14 protein-coding genes, 1 pseudogene and 1 riboswitch are annotated in these 19,170 nt (G+C 60.1%); of the genes and pseudogenes, 8 read left to right on the forward strand and 7 right to left on the reverse strand.

Translation table 11 applies throughout. The features are described from left to right. Positions 1–87: 87 nt before the first annotated feature. Together EV561_RS11940 and EV561_RS11945 are read left to right on the forward strand one after the other, a co-directional pair. Positions 88–2,898, forward strand: coding sequence for a DNA translocase FtsK (locus EV561_RS11940; RefSeq protein ID WP_132521574.1), 2,811 nt, complete (start codon positions 88–90; stop codon positions 2,896–2,898). Between the two features lie 201 nt (positions 2,899–3,099). Further along, positions 3,100–3,453, forward strand: coding sequence for a hypothetical protein (locus EV561_RS11945; protein WP_132521576.1), 354 nt, complete (start codon positions 3,100–3,102; stop codon positions 3,451–3,453). A gap of 60 nt (positions 3,454–3,513) precedes the next feature. Here EV561_RS11945 and EV561_RS11950 read toward each other — a convergent pair whose 3' ends face one another. From EV561_RS11950 to EV561_RS11960, 3 genes are all read right to left on the reverse strand, one after another. After that, positions 3,514–4,938, reverse strand: a complete 1,425-nt coding sequence (locus EV561_RS11950) for an FAD-binding oxidoreductase (protein WP_132521578.1) — start codon at positions 4,936–4,938, stop codon at positions 3,514–3,516. A gap of 10 nt (positions 4,939–4,948) precedes the next feature. Next, positions 4,949–5,923 carry an L-threonylcarbamoyladenylate synthase gene (locus tag EV561_RS11955; protein ID WP_132521580.1) on the reverse strand — a complete coding sequence of 325 codons (975 nt, stop codon included), beginning with the start codon at positions 5,921–5,923 and terminating at the stop codon, positions 4,949–4,951. A gap of 66 nt (positions 5,924–5,989) precedes the next feature. Further along, positions 5,990–6,601, reverse strand: coding sequence for a DUF6656 family protein (locus EV561_RS11960; RefSeq protein WP_132521582.1), 612 nt, complete (start codon positions 6,599–6,601; stop codon positions 5,990–5,992). A gap of 317 nt (positions 6,602–6,918) precedes the next feature. Continuing rightward, positions 6,919–7,120: riboswitch (cobalamin riboswitch) on the forward strand. Positions 7,121–7,230: 110 nt separating this feature from the next. Between EV561_RS11960 and EV561_RS11965 the strand changes: the two genes are divergently transcribed. Both EV561_RS11965 and EV561_RS11970 read left to right on the forward strand, forming a co-directional pair. Then, positions 7,231–8,472, forward strand: coding sequence for an aromatic ring-hydroxylating dioxygenase subunit alpha (locus EV561_RS11965; protein WP_132521584.1), 1,242 nt, complete (start codon positions 7,231–7,233; stop codon positions 8,470–8,472). A gap of 1 nt (position 8,473) precedes the next feature. Beyond that, positions 8,474–9,565: a hybrid-cluster NAD(P)-dependent oxidoreductase gene (locus EV561_RS11970; RefSeq protein ID WP_132521586.1), complete on the forward strand. Its 1,092-nt coding sequence runs from the start codon at positions 8,474–8,476 to the stop codon at positions 9,563–9,565. A 12-nt stretch (positions 9,566–9,577) separates the two neighbouring features. On the opposite strand, the gene EV561_RS11975 is transcribed toward EV561_RS11970, so the two are convergent. Beyond that, positions 9,578–10,576 carry a GH25 family lysozyme gene (locus EV561_RS11975; RefSeq protein WP_132521588.1) on the reverse strand — a complete coding sequence of 333 codons (999 nt, stop codon included), beginning with the start codon at positions 10,574–10,576 and terminating at the stop codon, positions 9,578–9,580. A gap of 176 nt (positions 10,577–10,752) precedes the next feature. Between EV561_RS11975 and EV561_RS11980 the strand changes: the two genes are divergently transcribed. Beyond that, positions 10,753–11,232, forward strand: a complete 480-nt coding sequence (locus EV561_RS11980) for a BA14K family protein (RefSeq protein WP_132521590.1) — start codon at positions 10,753–10,755, stop codon at positions 11,230–11,232. A gap of 77 nt (positions 11,233–11,309) precedes the next feature. Here EV561_RS11980 and EV561_RS11985 read toward each other — a convergent pair whose 3' ends face one another. Further along, positions 11,310–12,308: a transporter gene (locus tag EV561_RS11985; protein ID WP_132521592.1), complete on the reverse strand. Its 999-nt coding sequence runs from the start codon at positions 12,306–12,308 to the stop codon at positions 11,310–11,312. A 208-nt stretch (positions 12,309–12,516) separates the two neighbouring features. Between EV561_RS11985 and EV561_RS11990 the strand changes: the two genes are divergently transcribed. The 3 genes from EV561_RS11990 to EV561_RS12000 all read left to right on the forward strand — a co-directional run bounded on the left by EV561_RS11990 (position 12,517) and on the right by EV561_RS12000 (position 17,123). After that, complete coding sequence (locus EV561_RS11990) at positions 12,517–14,295, forward strand: acyl-CoA dehydrogenase (protein ID WP_132521678.1); 1,779 nt, start codon at positions 12,517–12,519, stop codon at positions 14,293–14,295. Positions 14,296–14,305: 10 nt separating this feature from the next. Next, a complete protein-coding gene (locus EV561_RS11995) occupies positions 14,306–15,064 on the forward strand; it encodes a crotonase/enoyl-CoA hydratase family protein (protein WP_132521594.1) in 759 nt (252 codons plus the stop codon). A 232-nt stretch (positions 15,065–15,296) separates the two neighbouring features. Continuing rightward, positions 15,297–17,123 (forward strand): HAMP domain-containing methyl-accepting chemotaxis protein, encoded by a 1,827-nt coding sequence (locus EV561_RS12000; protein WP_132521596.1) that lies wholly within the window; start codon positions 15,297–15,299, stop codon positions 17,121–17,123. A 44-nt stretch (positions 17,124–17,167) separates the two neighbouring features. Here the strand turns inward: EV561_RS12000 and EV561_RS12005 are convergent, their stop codons facing one another. Together EV561_RS12005 and EV561_RS37575 are read right to left on the reverse strand one after the other, a co-directional pair. Next, positions 17,168–18,136: a magnesium transporter CorA family protein gene (locus EV561_RS12005; RefSeq protein ID WP_132521598.1), complete on the reverse strand. Its 969-nt coding sequence runs from the start codon at positions 18,134–18,136 to the stop codon at positions 17,168–17,170. Positions 18,137–18,979: 843 nt separating this feature from the next. After that, positions 18,980–19,170: pseudogene (locus EV561_RS37575) on the reverse strand (hypothetical protein); the annotation flags it as partial.

Below are 19,170 nucleotides of genomic sequence, written 5' to 3' on the forward strand. Positions count from 1 at the left end.
GGCTTCTTTTGAAAGAACTTATTAACCCTCCTTGCCCTATTCGAATGAGGAAGCCATCGGCAAATCAATGACTGGATTGCAGGTCTCATGCGTTTTCCCAGAAACAACTTCTCCAACATGACAATGGGCCATCCGCAGGATGACAACGAGGCCGATCAGGCCCTGGCCGAAGCCCGCAGAGCCGAGGAAATCGCCCAGCGTCGTGCCTATCTGGAACAGAAGATTTTCCAGGCGCGTGAAGCCAAGCGTCGGGCAGCGGAAGCGCAGGCACAGCAGGCCTCCCAGCAGCCGTCTCAGCCGCAGGCGCCGGTACCCAATCCGGATATGGCGGCCTCGCAGCAGCATGTCCGCCAGACGACGCCATTGGTGCCTCCGCTGGTCCCCGCGGAAGCCGTTGTCGCGCCGGACTGGCAGCGAGCCTTCTCGCTCGCGCCGAATGTTCGTTTCACCCGTACGCCGGAAAGCCAGATCCCCCGCCGCAACGTTCCGGATCCGCGGACGCTCCTTGCCGCCAAAAGGGCCGAAGCGTTGCGACAGTCCACTCAGGTACAGCCGGCAGAAACACCTGTCCCAGCAGTCGAGGTTCAGCCAAATCAGGCCGCGTCCTTGCCTGATTCGCTCGCCGGTTCTTCCGTGCCGCAGCCATCCTACGTTCCCGCTGACGTTCTGCCTCCGGAATTGACGCCGCGGCCCATGGAAGCAGGCCTGGAATTTGCTGCTCCGGTTCCGGAAGTGCAGTCCGCCATCAGCTTGGCCGGCGTCCTTGCTACGGAAGCATCGAATCCTGTGTCCCGCCTCGCCAATCTCTCGGACTTCGCCTTCTGGGACGTCATGCCCTTCGACGAGAGCTTCGCGCCGATCCCGGAAGCACCTTTCATCGCGCCGCCGCATCAGATCGCACCTCGAATCGAAATCGCACCGGAATCGATCCTTTCGCTTTATCGGATCATCGAATGGCATCACGGCCTGCGCCAGAGCGTCGATATTCCCGTTCTGCCACAGGTAGTGGCTGAGCCGGTTCCGGTTCCCTCATTTCAGCCGGTACAGGCAGAGGCGATCCCTGTCGTCGCCCCGGAGCCGATGATAATTCAGGAGACCGCACCGCAGCCCGTCATCGTGGCGCCGCCCGTTGTCGAACCCATCGCTATCGCGGCCCCGGCTCCGGCACCCCTGCCGCCGCAGCCTACCGTGCAGGATGTTGCGCCGGTCGCTGAATCCCCCATTGTTGCCGCCCAACCTGCGTCCGTTGTCAGCGCGCGTCTTCAGCCGCCTCCCGCGCGTCGCGACCGTCCCGTCGCCCCAGCGCCGATGGAATGGCGGCCGGTTGCAGTGACCAGCGACGGCGACTACCAATTTCCGCCACGCGAACTGCTGCAGGAACCTGTGGCGCGCACGGGCGTCATCATGACCCAGGAGACGCTGGAACAGAATGCCGGCCTTCTGGAAAGCGTTCTGGAGGATTTCGGCGTCAAGGGCGAGATCATTCATGTTCGCCCCGGTCCCGTCGTCACGCTCTACGAATTCGAGCCCGCGCCCGGCGTCAAGTCCTCGCGCGTCATCGGCCTCGCTGACGACATTGCCCGCTCCATGTCGGCGCTGTCGGCTCGCGTCGCCGTCGTGCCTGGCCGCAACGTCATTGGCATCGAGCTGCCGAATGCGCTGCGTGAAACGGTCTATTTCCGCGAGCTTATCGATGCGCAGAGCTTCGAGAGTACCGAATTCAAGCTGGCGCTCTGCCTCGGCAAGAATATCGGTGGCGAGCCGATCATTGCCGAGCTGGCCAAGATGCCGCATCTGCTTGTCGCCGGCACGACAGGCTCGGGCAAGTCCGTCGCCATCAACACCATGATCCTGTCGCTGCTTTACAGGCTGACGCCGGAACAATGCCGCCTGATCATGGTCGATCCGAAGATGCTCGAACTCTCCGTCTACGACGGCATCCCGCATCTGCTGACCCCTGTCGTTACCGATCCCAAGAAGGCCGTCATGGCGCTGAAATGGGCCGTGCGCGAGATGGAGGATCGTTACCGCAAGATGTCGCGCCTCGGCGTGCGCAATATCGATGGCTACAATTCCCGCGTCCGTCTGGCGCGTGAGAAGGACGAGACGATCAACGTCGTCGTCCAGACCGGCTTCGACAAGGGCACCGGCGCCCCGATCGAGGAAAGCCAGGAGATGGACCTGACGCCGATGCCCTATATCGTCGTCATCGTCGACGAAATGGCCGACCTGATGATGGTCGCCGGCAAGGAGATCGAAGGCGCGATCCAGCGTCTGGCGCAGATGGCGCGCGCGGCCGGCATCCACCTGATCATGGCAACACAGCGGCCCTCGGTCGACGTGATCACCGGCACGATCAAGGCGAATTTCCCGACCCGAATCTCCTTCCAGGTGACGTCGAAGATCGACAGCCGCACCATTCTTGGCGAGCAGGGCGCCGAGCAGCTCCTCGGCCAGGGCGACATGCTGCACATGGCGGGCGGCGGCCGTATTTCCCGCGTCCACGGTCCTTTCGTGTCAGACGAGGAAGTCGAAAAGGTAGTGGCTCACCTCAAGACCCAGGGACGTCCCGAATATCTCGACACCGTTACTGCAGGCGAAGACGAAGAAGACGATGAGGACGAAGGCGACAGCGCCGTCTTCGACAAGACGTCGATAGGCTCCGAGGACGGCGACGATCTCTACGAGCAGGCGATCAAGGTCGTCATGCGCGACAAGAAGTGCTCGACCTCCTACATCCAGCGCCGCCTGGGCATCGGCTATAACAGGGCCGCCTCGCTGGTCGAACGCATGGAAAAGGACGGTCTCGTCGGTCCGGCCAATCATGTCGGCAAGCGCGAGATCATCTCGGGCAACCGCGATGCAGCCCCAGCCGTACGGCACGAGGACATGGACTGATCGTCGATCAATTGGCCTCGAACGGACGAACTGTGCCGGCATGAGGTGCCGGCCGGACGTCCTGCCACCGGCAGCAAGTCGCCAATTTGCCACGCCGAGATAATAAACGGCGTGGTTGTGCATCTGGACATCGTATCAAATTGACAGCTGTAGTTTCTCCCGAATATTGATTGGCCAATCAAACTTCGTCGGGGGATATTCATGAAGTTTTTCACTTGCCTTGTTTTATCGGTTTTCATTGCAAATTCAGCGTTAGCTGCCGGAAGTAGCTATACTTGGTCCAAGGCTGAATATGGCTACAACAGAAATGTTCTGGGCGATCCCTGGGTCTACAATCGAGTGTTGGAAAATTGCATGAAAGAGTCGCCACCCAAAGCAACTCTAGAGAAGCTTTCCGCCTTCATGCATGTACCCGTCTCGCAGGTGACGAGCTTGTATTGCCGACGTACCTTGAAAGCATATGAGTCCGGCAGGATTTCTTATGATGACTATCACAAGCTCCAGGCTGAGCATGTAATGTCGCCAACTATCGCCAAGGTGATTCAGGGCAAGTAAGCTCCGGCTTATCAAGCCGCTGTCAGCGGCTTGATGTTGGCAGCGGGCCCTTTTGCCCGCCTAAACGTTCACCACTTTGCCTGGGTTCATGATCCCCGCCGGATCGAACGACCGTTTGATCCGGCGCATCAGGTCCATTTCGATCTCGGACCGGATCGAGGCCAGCTCGTCGCGCTTCAGCTGCCCGATACCGTGTTCGGCGGAGATCGAGCCCTGATGCGCAAGGACGAGGCCGTGGACGATCTCGTTCATTTCATGCCAGCGGCCGATGAATTCCGCCTTGTCGGCGCCGACCGGCTGGGAGATGTTGTAATGGATGTTGCCGTCGCCCATGTGCCCGAAGGCGCAGATGCGGGCGCCGGGAATCGCAGCCATGACGGCCTCCTCCGCCTTGCGCATGAATTCGGGGATGTCAGAGACAGGCACCGAGACATCGTGCTTGATCGAACCGCCCTCGGGCTTCTGCGCGTCGGACATGCTTTCGCGCATGTGCCACAGCGCCTTTTGCTGTGTCTCCGAACTGGCGATCGTCGCATCCTGCACCAGTCCTGCCTCAAAACCCTGTTCGAGAAGCGCGGTCATCATTCGTTCCGCCGTCTCGGCTGAGTCGGACGTGGAGATGTCGATCAGCAGATACCACGGATGCGCTGTTTCCAGCGGATCGCGGACGCCCGGAATGTTGCGGACGGTGAATTCGACGCCGATGCGCGGCATCAGTTCGAAGCCCGTGAGAGCCGGCCCACAAAGGCTGGAGGCATTCTTGAACAGGGCCAGCGCATCCTCGACAGACTGGATGCCTGCAAAGGCAACCTGGTGGCCGAGCGGCTGCGGGAAGAGCTTCAGCACTGCCCCGGTGATGATCCCGAGTGTCCCTTCCGCGCCGATGAACAAATCGCGCAGATCGTAGCCCGTATTGTCCTTCTTCAGCCGCCGGAGTCCATTCCAGATCTCGCCGGTCGGCATCACGACCTCGAGGCCGAGGCAGAGCTGGCGCATGTTGCCGTAGGCGAGGACGGCAGTACCCCCTGCATTGGTCGAAAGGTTGCCAGCAATCCGGCATGAGCCCTCGGAACCGAGTGACAGCGGAAACATCCGGCCATGCTCTTCGGCTGCCTTCTGCACATCGGCAAGGATGCACCCGCCGTCGACGACCATGACGCTGGCGACCGGATCGATGTCGCGGATACGGTTCATGCGTTCCAGCGAGACAATGATGTCGGAACTGCCCTCGCGAGGCGTCTGGCCGCCGACGAGACCGGTGTTACCGGTCTGTGGCACGATCGCCGTGCCGGTTTCCGACGCAAGCGTCAGGATGGCCGAGACTTCTTCGACCGAGCCGGGCTTCAGGAGCAACGGAGAGGAGCCGTGATAAAGGCCGCGATTTTCGACCAGATGGGGTGCCAGATCGGCCTCGTCGCCGAGCGCGTAGCTCGCGCCCACGATGGCGATGAAACGGTCGAGAAGGGCGGGAGAAAGGCTGCTCATCGATTGATCCTTATTCGCGAGGTGCTGCGGCGCGGCTCAGGCGGTCGTTGATCGCTTCCCCCAAACCTTCGTTCGGGATTGGGGAAAAGGCGATCGTCTCGGCCCCGCTGGCATCGGCCTTCTTCATATAGTCGAAAAGATTGGCTGCCGCCTCGGCCAGATCGCCGCGGGGACTGAGATTGAGCACGGCCTTGGCGCGATCGGCGCCTTCTATCTCGGCCGCGCCAAACAGGATTAGGGCTTCGTCAGGATCGACCCCGGTAGCTTCAAGGCGAACCGCGGCACCGGGTGCATAGTGAGACGCCAGCATGCCGGGCGCCTCGATGGCTGCCGACGCCTTGGCGGAGCGCAAAAGCCGCTGGCCGGCGACGCGTTCGATTTCCGAAGCCGCCAGCCCGCCCGGCCTGAGCAGCCGCAGCTTGCCGTCCTCGACCTTGACGATGGTTGATTCGACGCCGACAGCGCTCGCCCCGGCATCGAGGATGAGCTCAATCTTCTCGCCGAGATCCTCGTCGACATGGGCAGCGCTGGTGGCGCTGATCTGGCCTGATGTATTGGCGCTCGGTGCGGCGAGCGGTCTGCCGAAAGCTTGGATGAGGTTGCCGGCAAAACCCTTGGGCACGCGGATGCCGACCGTATCGAGACCGGCCGTTGCCAGCGAGTGGATATTGCTGTCCGGCTTCAGTGGAACGATGATGGTTAGCGGTCCCGGCCAGAAGGCTTCGGCAAGACGACGGGAGATGGGGTCGAATTCGGCATGCTGTTCCGCCATGGCGAGATCGGCCATATGGCAGATCAGCGGATTGAAGCGCGGGCGGCCCTTGGTTTCATAGATGTGGGTAATGGCGACAGGATTGGTCGCGTCGGCAGCAAGTCCATAGACCGTCTCGGTCGGCATGCCGATCGGAAAGCCTTGCGCCAGCACTGCGCACGCTTCCTTTATCGCTGCATCGGGGCTTTTCAGGATGTCGATATGTCTTGCCATGACCTGCCGTTTCCGTTCAGGCAGTCATTAGTCCGATCGCAATGGCCGATCAATCCGAAAGGCCGCTCAAAGTTGCCGGATGATTTCCCGAAGCTGCTCGTTTCGCGCGCCCAGCAGCAGGACGTTGCGGATAGCGACTTGCGGGTCGTGGGTGCGGAAAAGGACGCCGTTGCTGCGGATCGTGCGGTCGATCGTCAGCGACTTGTCTTGCGAGTCTTTGTTGGGCTGGACCGCAACCGCGAAATACATGCGCGACATCCTGAGGTCTATTTCCTCGAAGAAATTATCGTTCTCGCCGATCTTGGCAAAGAAGTTCGCGATGTAGAAGGCCCAGTTCACATGGTCGAACTTGGCAAATTGCGTCCGTGATGCCGTGACATGGCAGTAGCCGAGATGGGGACTGTCCGCCAGCGTGCGATGAAAGATCATCTTCGGAAACTGGATGGCGCGGTGAAAATTGTTCAGCCGGTCATGCGTCTTCTCGCCGGCTGCCTGCAGCTTCGCGGCCGTCCTCTCGGCAACCTCTTCATGAGTGAGATAGCGGCGCTCCTCGGAAAGCCAGTTGGCCTTGGTGCGAATGATGCGGCCCGTTCGGAGGAATTCGGAGTGTACCGTGGCGGGACGTTGCTGCTCGGCTTCGTACGGCTTGCGTGCATCGAAATATCTGAGCTTTGCCATGATCGTCACTCGCCGCAATTGGTATCTCTATTCAGGATAGGGGCCTTGCCTTAACCCGGGCTTAAATCGGCTCGCGCGTCCTGCGTTGTTATTCGGGTCGGAAAGACCCGGTTTCCAGCGGCTGTCGCAAACGCGATATGAAGCCTGGCGATACATGGGAAATCATTGTCCGGAATATCCGTGACCCGCCGAGCCTTCCATCTAATATCCTGATTGTGTTGCAATATATGCGGATGTGCAGCGGCAGGATCGCTTGCGTCGTCAATTTCGAAGTCGATGTCGCATTGCAGCCACGCGCCGCCACCGGCTGATGATTATATGGGACGAAATCTCAAGGTGCCGCCTGCTAGGGGAGGCGGAGAATTGGGAAGCCGGTCAAATTCCGGCGCTGCCCCCGCAACGGTGGTGGAGTGGATCGCGGCAATAAGGCCACTGGGCGAAACGCCTGGGAAGGCGCCGCGAAGTTCCTACGGGAACGGCTCCTGAGCCCGGAAACCAGCCATTGGGAGCATGTTTTGACCTGAACTGGTCGCGGTGGGCGGCCGGAGGCAGTTTGGCACCGGCACGCAGCCGGCCGTCCAACCATGTCCTCCGTCTCCAGAGCGGCGAAAGCGCATGAGGATATGACAATGGATATTCGCAATACCGTTCTTCGGCAGCTGAAGAACCGCCGTGAAGGCTTCAGCCTGGAGCAGCCCTTCTACATCGACCAGGACTATTTCAAGCTCGACATGGAGCTGATCTATTATCGCGACTGGCTGTTCATCGGCCATGACTGCGAGATCCCGAAGGCCGGCAACTATTTCACGGTCCAGATCGGCGATTACCCCGTCGTCATCGTCCGCGGTCGCGACGGTCAGATCCGCGCGCTGCACAACAGCTGCCGCCACCGCGGCTCCCGCGTCTGCACGTCGGAGCGCGGCTCGTCGGCAAAGCTTGTCTGTCCCTACCATCAGTGGACCTACGAGCTCGACGGTTCGCTGCTCTTCGCCCGTCAGATGGCCGAGGATTTCGACAAGACCCAGTTCAACCTCAAGCAGGTCCATTGCGAGAGCGTCGGCGGCTATATCTTCATCTGCCTGGCGCAGAACGCTCCTGACTTCGCCCCCGTCCGGGCCTCGATCGAGCCCTATATGAAGCCGCATCGTCTCAGCGAGGCGAAGGTCGCCTTCCAGAGCACGATCATCGAAAAGGGCAACTGGAAGCTCGTCTGGGAAAACAACCGCGAATGCTATCATTGCGCCGGCAACCATCCGGAGCTCTGCCGCACCTTCCCGGAAGCACCGACCGTATCGGGCGTTCAGGGCGCGATGAGCGATCCTGTTATCGTCGCCCACTGGCAGCATTGCGAGGCCGCCGGCCTGCCGAGTGAATTCAGGCTCTCCGCAGACGGCCAGTACCGCACGACCCGCATGCCGCTGATCGAGGGTGCTGAAAGCTACACGATGAGCGGACAGCGCGCCGTCAAGCGCCAGCTGTCGGATGATGTCAGCCTCGGCGGCATCGGCACCATGCTGCTCTTCCACTATCCGACCACCTGGAACCACGTCCTCGGAGACCACGCGATCTCTTTCCGAGTCCTGCCGCTCAACGCCGAGGAAACGGCGGTCACAACCAAGTGGCTCGTCCACAAGGATGCGGTCGAAGGCGTCGATTACGATCTTGAGGAACTGACCCACGTCTGGACCGAGACCAACGATCAGGACCGCCGCATCGTCGAGGAAAATGCCTTCGGCATCCATTCCCCGGCCTATGAGCCCGGTCCCTATTCGGAAATGCACGAAGGCGGCGTCATGCAGTTCGTCGAATGGTATTCGAACTTCATGATCAATCGTCTCCAGGGCGATCAGAAACTGTCGGCGGTGGCGTGAGATGAACATGGCGCTTTCGGTACGACACCAGCACCTGGACGAGATGAAGCCCTGGAGCGACAGGCAGCATCTCCTTGAATGCCTGTCGGCAACGCCGGAGGCGCCAGACGTGATGACCTTCACGTTTCGCTCCGATAAGGACAACTGGTTTCGCTATCTGCCGGGCCAGTTCGTCACGCTTGAAATCCCGGTCGGACCGGAACAGTCGGTCATGCGCACCTATACGCTGTCCTCGACCCCATCGCGGCCCTTCTCGATCGCGGTCACGGTCAAGGCGCAGGCAAGCAGCATCGGCACGCGCTGGATGTTCGAGAACCTGAAGCCCGGCATGCGCATTCGCGCCTTCGGGCCGCTCGGCGATTTCACCCATATCCGCCATCCCGGCGAAAAATACCTGCTGGTCTCGGCCGGATCCGGCATCACGCCGATGATGTCGATGACGCGCTATATGGCCGACACCGCGCCGATGTCCGACATCACCTTCATCAACTGTTCGCGCGGGCCATCGGAGATCATCTTCCGGTCGGAGCTGGAATATCTCGCCCGCTTCATGCCGAACCTCAACCTCGGCTTCATCGTCGAGGCCTGCGGGCGCACCGACCTGTGGTCCGGCCTCAAGGGCCGCATCGACAAGGCGAAGATCGCGCTGCTGGCGCCCGATTTCATGGACCGCACGATCTTCTGCTGCGGCCCTGAGGTCTTCATGGACAGCGTCCGGTCCATGCTGGAAGCGCATGGTTTCGATATGGAACGCTACCATCAGGAAAGCTTCCAGCCGGCTCAGGCCCCGACGCCGCTCGCCGAGGTCAGCGACGACGGCGCCGCGCAAGCTGCGACCTCCATCCGGTTCACCATGGCCGGCAAGGAGGTTTCCTGCCCGTCGGGCCAGACGATCCTTCAGGCAGCCCGCGGCGCCGGCGTGCGCATCGGAGCCGCCTGCGAATCCGGTCTCTGCGGCACCTGCCGCGTGATGAAACTGTCCGGCGAGGTCGAGATGAACCACAATGGCGGCATCCTCGACGACGAAATCGACGAGGGTTATATCCTGGCCTGCTGCTCGCGCCCGAAGTCGAATGTCGAGATCGAGGCCTGAGCGCTCGGTATTTCAGAAGTCCTGATAATTGAGTTCGTTGATCTCGGCTGGACGATGCACGGCCACGGCGGCCGTCAGGATCGGTTCCAGCGAGATCGGCGTCAGCGGCTGCGGCGAGTTGCAGGTCTCCGCCTTGGCGATGATCATCGGCGCGGGTTCCGGTTTCGCCGGCAGCAGATTGCCCTGCGGCCAGACCCTCGCAAGCTCCACCTTGTTCATCGGCGATACGTTCACATCGATATCGGTCAGCGTCCCCGCCACGCGGTAGGGACAGCTTTTCTCCGAGCAATTGTCTCCTGACGAGAACTGCCACATCGTGTAACCGTCCCAGTTTCCGAGCGGGAAGGTGCCGCTGATATCGGGCCGGTAGCGGGCATACCAGAGCGGAAGCCGCGAAAGGATCGGATAATCGTCCCGGTGGTCGGCGATATATCTGGCGACCACATTGTTGGTATAGAGGATCGGATAGCGGCCGGTCCTCGTCTTGATATGGCCGACGAAGACCTGGGCATCGGCCAGCGACATGAACTCGCTGACGTCCAACCCGTCTATATCGAGTACCATCAGTTCGTCCGGTTTCGGGTCGGCATAGTCGAGGAAGTGATTGGCCTGGTCGACCGGATTGCCGGGCCGGCCGAGATGATAGGCGCCCCAGAGCAAACCGTTTGCCTTGGCGACCAGCCGGCGGGTCCGGAAAAGCTCGCGGCTGACCGCGTATTTGCGCCACATGGTCCGGCAGTGCGCCACCGTGTCGCCGCCGTGATCGCCGGTGCAGGAGAAGCTTTCGGGCAGTCCGTCGGAGGCTTTGGAGATGAAGGCCGCGATCCGCTTGTCCTTCAGCAGCTCGTCCCAGTCGATCGTATTCAGTTCATAGGCATCGACGATGATCGAATGTTGAGGGTCGCGCCAGGCTGCGCGTTCGGCGGCCCAAGTTTTGCCATTCGGGCCGACAACTGTCAAAGCCAGCAGGAAACTGCAAATCAGAATGCGAATCCGATAGTATCCCCTCATAGAACGATCGTAAGCAGTTGTGGTTAATGTCTGGTTAAGATTCAAACCTTTACCAATTGATGATGTGTGTTCGCTAACACCCGTTACGGAACCTTCCTCGCGCGCCCGCGTTGCCTTGTAGCACAAAATGACGCCGGGAATGAAAGCATAATCTTTAACAGGGAATGGAGATATAAATGTTCAGTTTGAGTACGAAGGTCGCAACGCTTGCAATCTCGGCTGCAATTGCGCTGACGAGCTTCTCCCCGTCATTTGCGATGCCGGCTCCGGCTGCGCCTGCTGCTTCCCCGGCAGCCTCGACGTCGCCCGACGTTCAGCAGGTGCAGTGGCGTCACGGCTATGGCGGCTATTATGGTCGCGGCGGCTATTACCGTCGTGGCTGGTACGGCGGCTATCGCGGCTATCCTTACTATCGCGAGGGCTATCGCCGTTGGGATGATGGCTATTGGTATCCGCTCGCAGCCTTTGGCGCAGGCGCCATTATCGGCGGCGCTATTGCCAGCCAGCCGCGCTATGTGGAGCCGGCACCGTCCAACGGCATCAATCCGCGTCACTATGAATGGTGCGCGAACCGTTACCGGTCCTATCGCGCGTTCGACAACACGTTCCAGCCGAACAATGGTCCGCGCCAGCAGTGCCTGTCGCCATACTATTGATCCGGTCTGATCGGATGTAGAATTGCCAGCCGCCCGGGTCTCGTCCCGGGCGGTTTTGCATCGACCCTATACCGGTCTCAGAGAATCTTGACCTTCTTCAACAGCCACCAGGCGAGCAGAAGAGAAATGATGATCAGGCCGATCGCATATTCCGTGCCGTTCGTTCCATTCGCGAAGGGCAGGGCCGAAGTGTTCATGCCGAAGAAGCCGGTCACCAACGTAGGCGGCAGCAGGAAGGCGGTCATGATCGACAGGATGTAGAGATGCCGGTTGGTCTCCGAGGAAAGCTTGGAGTCGATTTCTTCATGCAGCAGCCGCGCCCGCTCCTGCAGCGCATAGACATCCTGATCGACGGTTTCGAGCCTGCCGGTCAGTCGGCCGGCCACGTCATCGAAGCCTAGAGGCATTTCGTCATCGTCGGAGGCTGCCGCGCGCCTCATGAGCGAGAGAATTGTCCTGAGATGGCGATGCAGGCGCACCATGGTCCGGCGTACCGGCGCCAGCCGCCGGCGCTCGTCGCGCTCCGCGTTCTCGTAGACGAAGTCCTCGATGAGATTGAGTTCTTCCGTAATCTCGATGACCAGTGAAATCAGCGTCCGCTGGAACTCGATGACCAGCAGCTCGAAAATATCGAGCGGTCGCTGAAATTTGATCGGGTTCTTCTCGACTGTCGCCCGCGCCCGTTCGACACTGCGCAACGGCTGCAGCCTCGTCGTGATGATGAAGCGATCCGAAATGGCAAAGTGCAGCCAGCCGAGATTGCGCGTGTCCTGATCGAAGTCGCGCTGGAAATCGACCAGCGTGCCGAACACCATCTGCTCGTCGACGGTGATCGTTCCATGCGTTTCGTGGGTGGTCAGCGCCGTCCGCGCCGCTTCGGTCAAGCCTGGGAATTCATCTAGGAAGGCGCCGACGCGGGCGTCCACCAGGCTCAGATGCAGCCATATGAAGCTGCCATCGGAGCAAAGCTCCTCTCGCGCGGTCGTATCCGCAAGTCGCTCGAAAGCATTGGAGCCGACACCGAAGCGATAGGCCCATACGAAACCCGGTATTGTGGCAATGGATATCTGGTGCATGGTCACTTCGGTCTGATCGTCAACATATTTGCGTACTCATTATTCATGACAATTGTTTGCGCAAGCGGTGAGTTGTGATCATTCGCACTCGAGATCCAAGTCTTCTGGAAAATTGACGTGTACGTAAAAATAAATTAGCCAATAGTGAAAGCATCTCGGCATGCCGGTGACGCGGCATGTCGGGGAGCGAGGCGCGGAGGAGGCAATGATGTACAAGGCACCGGTCGATGAGATTGCGTTTACGCTCAAGCATGTCGCTGGCCTGAAGCGTGGCATGGATGAGGGCTTGTTCGGCGATCTTAGCGAGGATGTCGTCGATGCGGTTCTCGCCGAGGCAGGGCGCTTCGCTGCCGAGGAGATTGCTCCCTTGGGAGCGATCGGCGATACGCAAGGCGCACGGCTGATCGAAGGTCAGGTCAGCCTGGCGGACGGATGGCGCGAGCTTTTTCACAAATGGGCCGAGGGCGGCTGGAACGGACTGACCGCGCCGGAGGAATTCGGCGGGCAGGGTTTGCCGAACATGCTGAACGTTGCCGCATTGGAGATGTGGAACGCCGGCTCCATGGCCTTTGCCCTTGCGCCGACGCTGACCATGGGAGCGATCGAAGCGCTGATTGCCCACGGCAGCGAGGAGCTGCAGGACCGCTACCTCGCAAAGATGATTTCCGGGGAGTGGAGCGGCACGATGAACCTGACGGAGCCGCATGCTGGCTCCGACGTGGGCGCGTTGAACACCCGCGCCGAACGTCGGGATGACGGCACCTACCGCATTTTCGGCCAGAAGATCTTCATCACTTGGGGCGAGCATGACGGCACTGAGAACATCGTCCACTTCGTGCTCGCAAGGCTGACGGACGCGCCTGCCGGCACGCGCGGCATATCGCTCTTTCTGGTCCCGAAATTCCTGGTCAATTCCGATGGATCGCTGGGCCGGCGCAACGATCTCCACGCCCATTCCATCGAGCATAAGCTCGGCATTCACGGTTCGCCCACCTGCACGATGATCTATGGCGACGGCAGGTTCGGCGATGAGAAGGGGGCCGTTGGCTATCTGGTCGGTGAGGAGAACAAGGGCCTCGCCTGCATGTTTACCATGATGAACAATGCCCGCCTTGCCGTCGGTATGCAGGGCGTTGCGATCTGCGAGGCGGCAACCCAGCTGGCGATTGCCTATGCCAAGGAGCGCACCCAGGGCAGGGCACCCGGCTGGACCGGCAGCGGCATGAGCCCGATCATCGAACACCCCGATGTAGCTCGCATGCTGTTGACCATGAAGGCGCTGACGCAAGGCTCGCGCGCCATCACCTATGCGTGCGCCCACGCGATCGACATGGCGCATCGCGCGGGCGAGGATGCACAGCATTGGCAGGACCGTGCAGCGCTGCTGACGCCGATTGCCAAATCCTTCCCCACCGATTGTGGCGTCGATGTCGCCTCTCTCGGCATCCAGGTCCATGGCGGCATGGGCTATATCGAGGAGACCGGTGCGGCCCGCCTGTTGCGGGATGCCCGTATCGCGCCGATCTACGAAGGCACGAACGGCATTCAGGCGATCGATCTCGTCATGCGCAAACTGCCGCTGTCTTCGGGCGATCATGTCCGCGGTTTCATCGCCGAGTTGAAGGAGATTGCCGAAGAGGTCCATCGCTCCGATCTCGACGGTTTCGGCGAGACCGCAAAGCGTCTGGATATCGCGCTTGCCGATCTCGGCGCCGCCACCGAATGGCTGCTCGCGACGCAAGGGGAAGGGCGAACTGTCGAAGCGCTTGCCGGCGCCACGCCCTATCAGCGGATGTTCGGTCTCGTCCTGACCGGCTGCTATCTCGCAAAGGGCGGCCTTGCGCGTGGGCAAGATGGCAAGGACGAACGTCGCGCAGCACTTTGCCGCTTTGCCGCCGAAAACCTGCTCGCAGAGACTGCGGCGCTGCGGGACCGGGTGGTGAAGGGCGCCGACAGCCTCGAAGCCGCCCGCTCGGTACTGGATTGAGGGAAAGAGCATGACCGACCACATACTGATCGAAAGACCTGAAAGCACGCCCGGCGTCCAGATCATCCGCTTCAACAGGCCGGATAAGAAGAACGCCATCACCCGCGCCATGTATGCCCGCATGACGGAAGCTCTGCAGGCTGCCAACGAAACGGCGTCCATTCGCGTGAACGTCTTTCTCGGTACCGAAGGCTGTTTCTCCGCCGGCAATGATCTTGCGGATTTCCTGGCATTCGCCATGGGCGGCAGCATGGGTAACGAGGTCTTCGATTTTCTCGGCGCCTTGGCGAGTTCGCAAAAGCCGGTGGTATCGGGCGTCGACGGTCTCGCGATTGGTATCGGCACAACCATGCACCTGCACTGCGACCTGACCATCGCATCCGATCGGAGCGTATTCCGGACACCATTCGTCGACCTGGGGCTCGTCCCCGAAGCAGGCTCCAGCCTTCTCGCCCCGCGGCTGATGGGCAATCAGCGTGCCTTTGCGCTTCTTGCGGCAGGCGAGACCTTCACGGCCGCCGAGGCGAAGGACTGCGGTTTGATCTGGAAGGTGATGGCGCCTGAAGCCGTGGAGAAGGAAACGCTGGCTCTCGCCGCCAAACTTGCCGCCAAACCGCCCGAAGCCCTGAAGATCACTCGAGACCTGATCCGCGGCCCGGGCGAAGAGATCCTTGCAAGGATCGATGAGGAGGCAAGGCTCTTCCCGGCACGGCTGAAGAGCGCCGAAGCCCGCGCTGCATTCGAGGCCTTTCTCGGCCGCTCGAAATAAAAAGTATGATAATTTCGCCGACTACCGGGTGAAGTTAATGGAAATTATACAATTTTAAGTAATTTCTCGCGGTAGCTGCATGACGTGGCTGCTTCGTTGGGACGAAGCTCCTCTGTTTTTCGCCAAGCCGGATATTTTTGAGATCGCGCCCCGTCAGGGCGGCGCGCCTCTCGTTCGTCCCGGCGCGAATATTGTTGCCCTCGCCGATAGTCAGAAAAGTTTGGTAACCCGAATGTTAAAGCTGAAGATCAAGACCCTTCTTCCCCTGCTTTTCGTCGCCTTTGTCGGCATCGTTTTGGTGCAGGGCGTGATCGCTGCCAGTTCGCTTAGCAATCTGGATTCCAATATTCTCCTGATCGGCACGCACAATATTCCGCGCACCGAGAAGCTGAACAACATCCTTTCAACGGTTGACGATGTCCGGCGCAGCTATGCTGACTATCTGCTTGCCCAGAACAAGACGGACTATCACAACGCCGAACAGACGCTGAAGATCCGTCGGGCGCGCCTCGATAGCGCCGTTCAGGACTTCGTGCCGACCGCGACGAATGACTTCATGAAGCGCAATTTCGAACGCCTACAGATGGTGCTGAAGAGCGACGGCGCGCTTGCCGACAAGATCATCGCGCTTGCCCTCGACAATAAGAAAAGCCAGGCAAATTCGCTCTATCACGGCGAAATGGCCATGTCCTACAACAACATCCGCACGATCATCGACGGAATGATTGCCAAGGACCATCAGACGACGGACAACAATCTCGATGGCGCCGAGTTCGACTACAATGTCGGTCTGCTTTCTGTTGCCGGCGGTCTTGTCGTTGCGCTTATCGCCGCCGCTGCTGCCGCCTTTATCGCCTGGAAGCGCATCTCGCGACCGATATCGGTCATCACGGAGCGCATGAATCGACTGGCTGGCGGCGAGCTCGCTCAAGAAATCCCCTTTGCCGGACGCCATGATGAGATTGGCGAGATGGCCGGTGCCGTCGCCATCTTCCGCGAAAACGCGATCGGCCGCCTCGCACTGGAACGCCAGGCCGAGGAAGGCCGTATGCGTGCCGATCGCGAACGCGAGGGACGCGAAGCGATCAAGGCGCATGAGGATGCGGAGCTGCGCGACGCCGTCGAAGCGCTTGCCGGCGCACTCGACGCTCTTTCGGAAGGCGATCTCGCCCATCGTATCGACCGGCCCTTCGCCGGCCAGCTGGACCGCCTCCGTTCCGATTTCAACGGTGCGGTCGAAAAGCTGCATGCGGCAATGCAGGCCGTCGGCGCCAATGCCCATGCGATCGATGCGGGAGCCGGCGAAATCCGCGGTGCGGCCGATGGTCTCGCCCATCGCACGGAACAGCAGGCTGCTACCGTGGAGCAGACAGCGGCTGCCCTCGAGCAGATCACCACCACCGTCAAGGACACGGCCCATCGCGCCGAAGAGGCCGGTGCTCTGGTCGCACGGACGCGCGCGGGCGCTGAAGAGTCTGGTAACATCGTCCGTAGGGCTGTCGACGCCATGACCGGCATTCAGCAGTCCTCTGAGAAGATCTCCGACATCATCGGCGTCATCGACGAAATCGCCTTCCAGACCAACCTTCTTGCCCTCAACGCCGGCGTGGAAGCTGCCCGCGCGGGCGAGGCCGGCAAGGGCTTTGCGGTCGTCGCCCAGGAAGTTCGCGAATTGGCGCAACGGTCCGCCAAGGCGGCAAAGGAAATCGAAACACTCATCACCACCTCGAATTCGCAGGTCCGCAGCGGCGTCTCGCTTGTGGACGATACCGGCAAGGCGCTGGATTCCATCGTTGGCCAGGTCCAGGAGATCAGCACCCATGTCAGCGCGATCGTGACCGCGACCCGCGAGCAATCGACCGGCCTCAACGAGATCAACCGTGCCGTCAACGCCATGGACCAGGGCACGCAGCAGAATGCCGCCATGGTCGAGGAACAGACGGCGGCAAGCCATGGGCTGGCCGGTGAAGCGGAAAAGCTGATGCAACTCCTTGCGCAGTTCAAGCTTGCTTCAGGCCAGCACGCCTCTGCACCAGTTCGCACCCGCCGCGCGGCTTAAGATTTGCCCGGCACGACGATGGAATCGCCATGGTCATGCCGCGGCTAGAACCAGCCGCGACGCCAGAACCATACAAGCGGTAGTATCGTCGTCAAAATGATCACGCCCCAGGCGAAGGGGTAGCCAAAGGTCCAGTTAAGCTCGGGCATGAATTTAAAGTTCATGCCCCAGACACCAGCCATCAGGGTCGGCGGTACGCCGACGACCGAGGCAATCGTCAACACGCGAAAGATGTCGTTTTGCTCGATGGAGATGTAGCCGAGGATTGCATCAAGGAGAAACTGCGTCTTGTCGGACAGATGTGATTCGTAGGCGCTGAGTGATTCCACATCCTTGGACACCGCCTTGAGGCGGTCGTGAAATTCCTGCGAAAGCCAATCGTGGCCGACATCAGCCGTAAAGGAAGCAATGCGGCCGACACCCAACAGCACGTCACGCGCCTTCGAGAGCCGATCCCCCAGCGCCCCTAGCTTGGACAGCGCTCGTCGCAACCCCACCGAGGTTTGGCTTCTGATACGTCTCGTCGACAGGTCGCCACGAAAGACGTTCTTGGAAATTTCGTCGGCCGCAACCCCGAGATGCTCAAGCACATCGGCCCCGCGATCGATAATGGCCTCCAGTAGCGCCACGAAGATGCCAAGCGGCGTATCGAGTGCTGCCTCCTGTGTCAGGCGCTCCGCGACCAGGTCGAAGGTCGGCAACTCGGCATAGCGGATGGTAACGACGAGCTTGGCCCCGAGAACAAAGCCGGCCGGCGAGATTTCCGCATCCTCCATTGTCGAATTACCGATGATCGGCGTGCTGAGATAGAGGTGGTCGTCCCGCTTGGAGACACGGCTCGATTCTTCGATCTCGCTCAATTGCTCGCGTGTCGGCAGGCGAACGCCAATATGTTTGGAGACCGCATCCCGCTCGCGCTCGTCGGGATCGATCATGTCGATCCAAATGGCATCTTTCGGAATTTCCCCGGCTGCGGCCTTTATGCTTCCGGTTCTGCCATGGATTTCGATCATATGCCGCTGCCGAGTTTCCGATGCCTCAGCTGGAGTAAATAGGTTCCGATCACGCAAGGTCACGGGCTGGCGCTGTCGATTTCGCTGCTTTGCGGTTGGTCATCGGCGGTCGGCGATGGGGGGGACGGCATGGACGCGGCGCGGTCTGCGCCAGCCGCTCAGCTTGAGGTTTGCACAACACGGCGATGGAATGGCCGTCTTTGTGTTTCGCAATAGATTGATGTGGCTCCGGTTCGCGGTCTAGACCATCCCAGAAATTTCACATTCAAGACTATGATAACCTGCGTGACAGAATGCCACAGGAAGTTGACAATGACCTCATTCAAATAATACTCAAGTATTAGTTGAGGGTATTTATTGATGAGATTGCTACCAGTTTCCTTCGCCGCCGTTGTTTGCGGTGCGCTTCTGTCTGCTTGCGTTACTGCGAGCGGAGTAAGTGAAAACACTACGGACAAGCACGTTGTGTCCAATGTTCGAACCAAGATCGACACGTCGGTTGCGGTGAACAAAGATTGCACTTTCAAGGTTCTTCCACATGTCGCGGTTATACATGCGCCGGCCCATGGTACGATTGATAGTGCACATGAGAAGGTTTCAATAGGCGATACTCCCATTGCAAAGAGAAAGCCGGAATGCGCAAGCGGCAGGGTCGACGGAGTCGCTTCATACTATATTTCGAAGCCCGGATACGTTGGGCCGGATCGCGTTACGATAAGACATTCGTTCGGTGACGGCAGCCATGTGATCTACGACACGGTCAATATATCAGTAAGCAATAAATAATAGGGTTTGAAGTTGAAGCAGAAATTTGCGCTTATACTCCTTTGCATCTCGCCGTCACTAGTTCTTGCCGGCTGCGCTACTGATTCGGGTGGCCTGCGAACGCGCGAAGAGAACAAACTGGCGGTTAATGGCGAACGCACAAAGTTTGGCGCAGATCGTGCCCCAGGAGATGGTGTAACTGGCGGGAGATAGCAAAGCCGAGTGCCCGCGCGCTTCTCGTTGCGCTGTAGCGGGTGATCGGCTTTGCG

Source organism: Rhizobium sp. BK376 (assembly GCF_004341625.1).
GTDB lineage: Bacteria > Pseudomonadota > Alphaproteobacteria > Rhizobiales > Rhizobiaceae > Rhizobium.

Excerpts from the sequence above, each read along its gene's own strand:
- EV561_RS11940 (WP_132521574.1), top strand. The coding sequence starts at position 88 with ATGCGTTTTCCCAGAAACAACTTCTCCAACATGACAATGGGCCATCCG.
- EV561_RS11945 (WP_132521576.1), top strand. The coding sequence starts at position 3,100 with ATGAAGTTTTTCACTTGCCTTGTTTTATCGGTTTTCATTGCAAATTCA.
- EV561_RS11950 (WP_132521578.1), bottom strand. The coding sequence starts at position 4,938 with ATGAGCAGCCTTTCTCCCGCCCTTCTCGACCGTTTCATCGCCATCGTG.
- EV561_RS11955 (WP_132521580.1), bottom strand. The coding sequence starts at position 5,923 with ATGGCAAGACATATCGACATCCTGAAAAGCCCCGATGCAGCGATAAAG.
- EV561_RS11960 (WP_132521582.1), bottom strand. The coding sequence starts at position 6,601 with ATGGCAAAGCTCAGATATTTCGATGCACGCAAGCCGTACGAAGCCGAG.
- EV561_RS11965 (WP_132521584.1), top strand. The coding sequence starts at position 7,231 with ATGGATATTCGCAATACCGTTCTTCGGCAGCTGAAGAACCGCCGTGAA.
- EV561_RS11970 (WP_132521586.1), top strand. The coding sequence starts at position 8,474 with ATGAACATGGCGCTTTCGGTACGACACCAGCACCTGGACGAGATGAAG.
- EV561_RS11975 (WP_132521588.1), bottom strand. The coding sequence starts at position 10,576 with ATGAGGGGATACTATCGGATTCGCATTCTGATTTGCAGTTTCCTGCTG.
- EV561_RS11980 (WP_132521590.1), top strand. The coding sequence starts at position 10,753 with ATGTTCAGTTTGAGTACGAAGGTCGCAACGCTTGCAATCTCGGCTGCA.
- EV561_RS11985 (WP_132521592.1), bottom strand. The coding sequence starts at position 12,308 with ATGCACCAGATATCCATTGCCACAATACCGGGTTTCGTATGGGCCTAT.
- EV561_RS11990 (WP_132521678.1), top strand. The coding sequence starts at position 12,517 with ATGTACAAGGCACCGGTCGATGAGATTGCGTTTACGCTCAAGCATGTC.
- EV561_RS11995 (WP_132521594.1), top strand. The coding sequence starts at position 14,306 with ATGACCGACCACATACTGATCGAAAGACCTGAAAGCACGCCCGGCGTC.
- EV561_RS12000 (WP_132521596.1), top strand. The coding sequence starts at position 15,297 with ATGTTAAAGCTGAAGATCAAGACCCTTCTTCCCCTGCTTTTCGTCGCC.
- EV561_RS12005 (WP_132521598.1), bottom strand. The coding sequence starts at position 18,136 with ATGATCGAAATCCATGGCAGAACCGGAAGCATAAAGGCCGCAGCCGGG.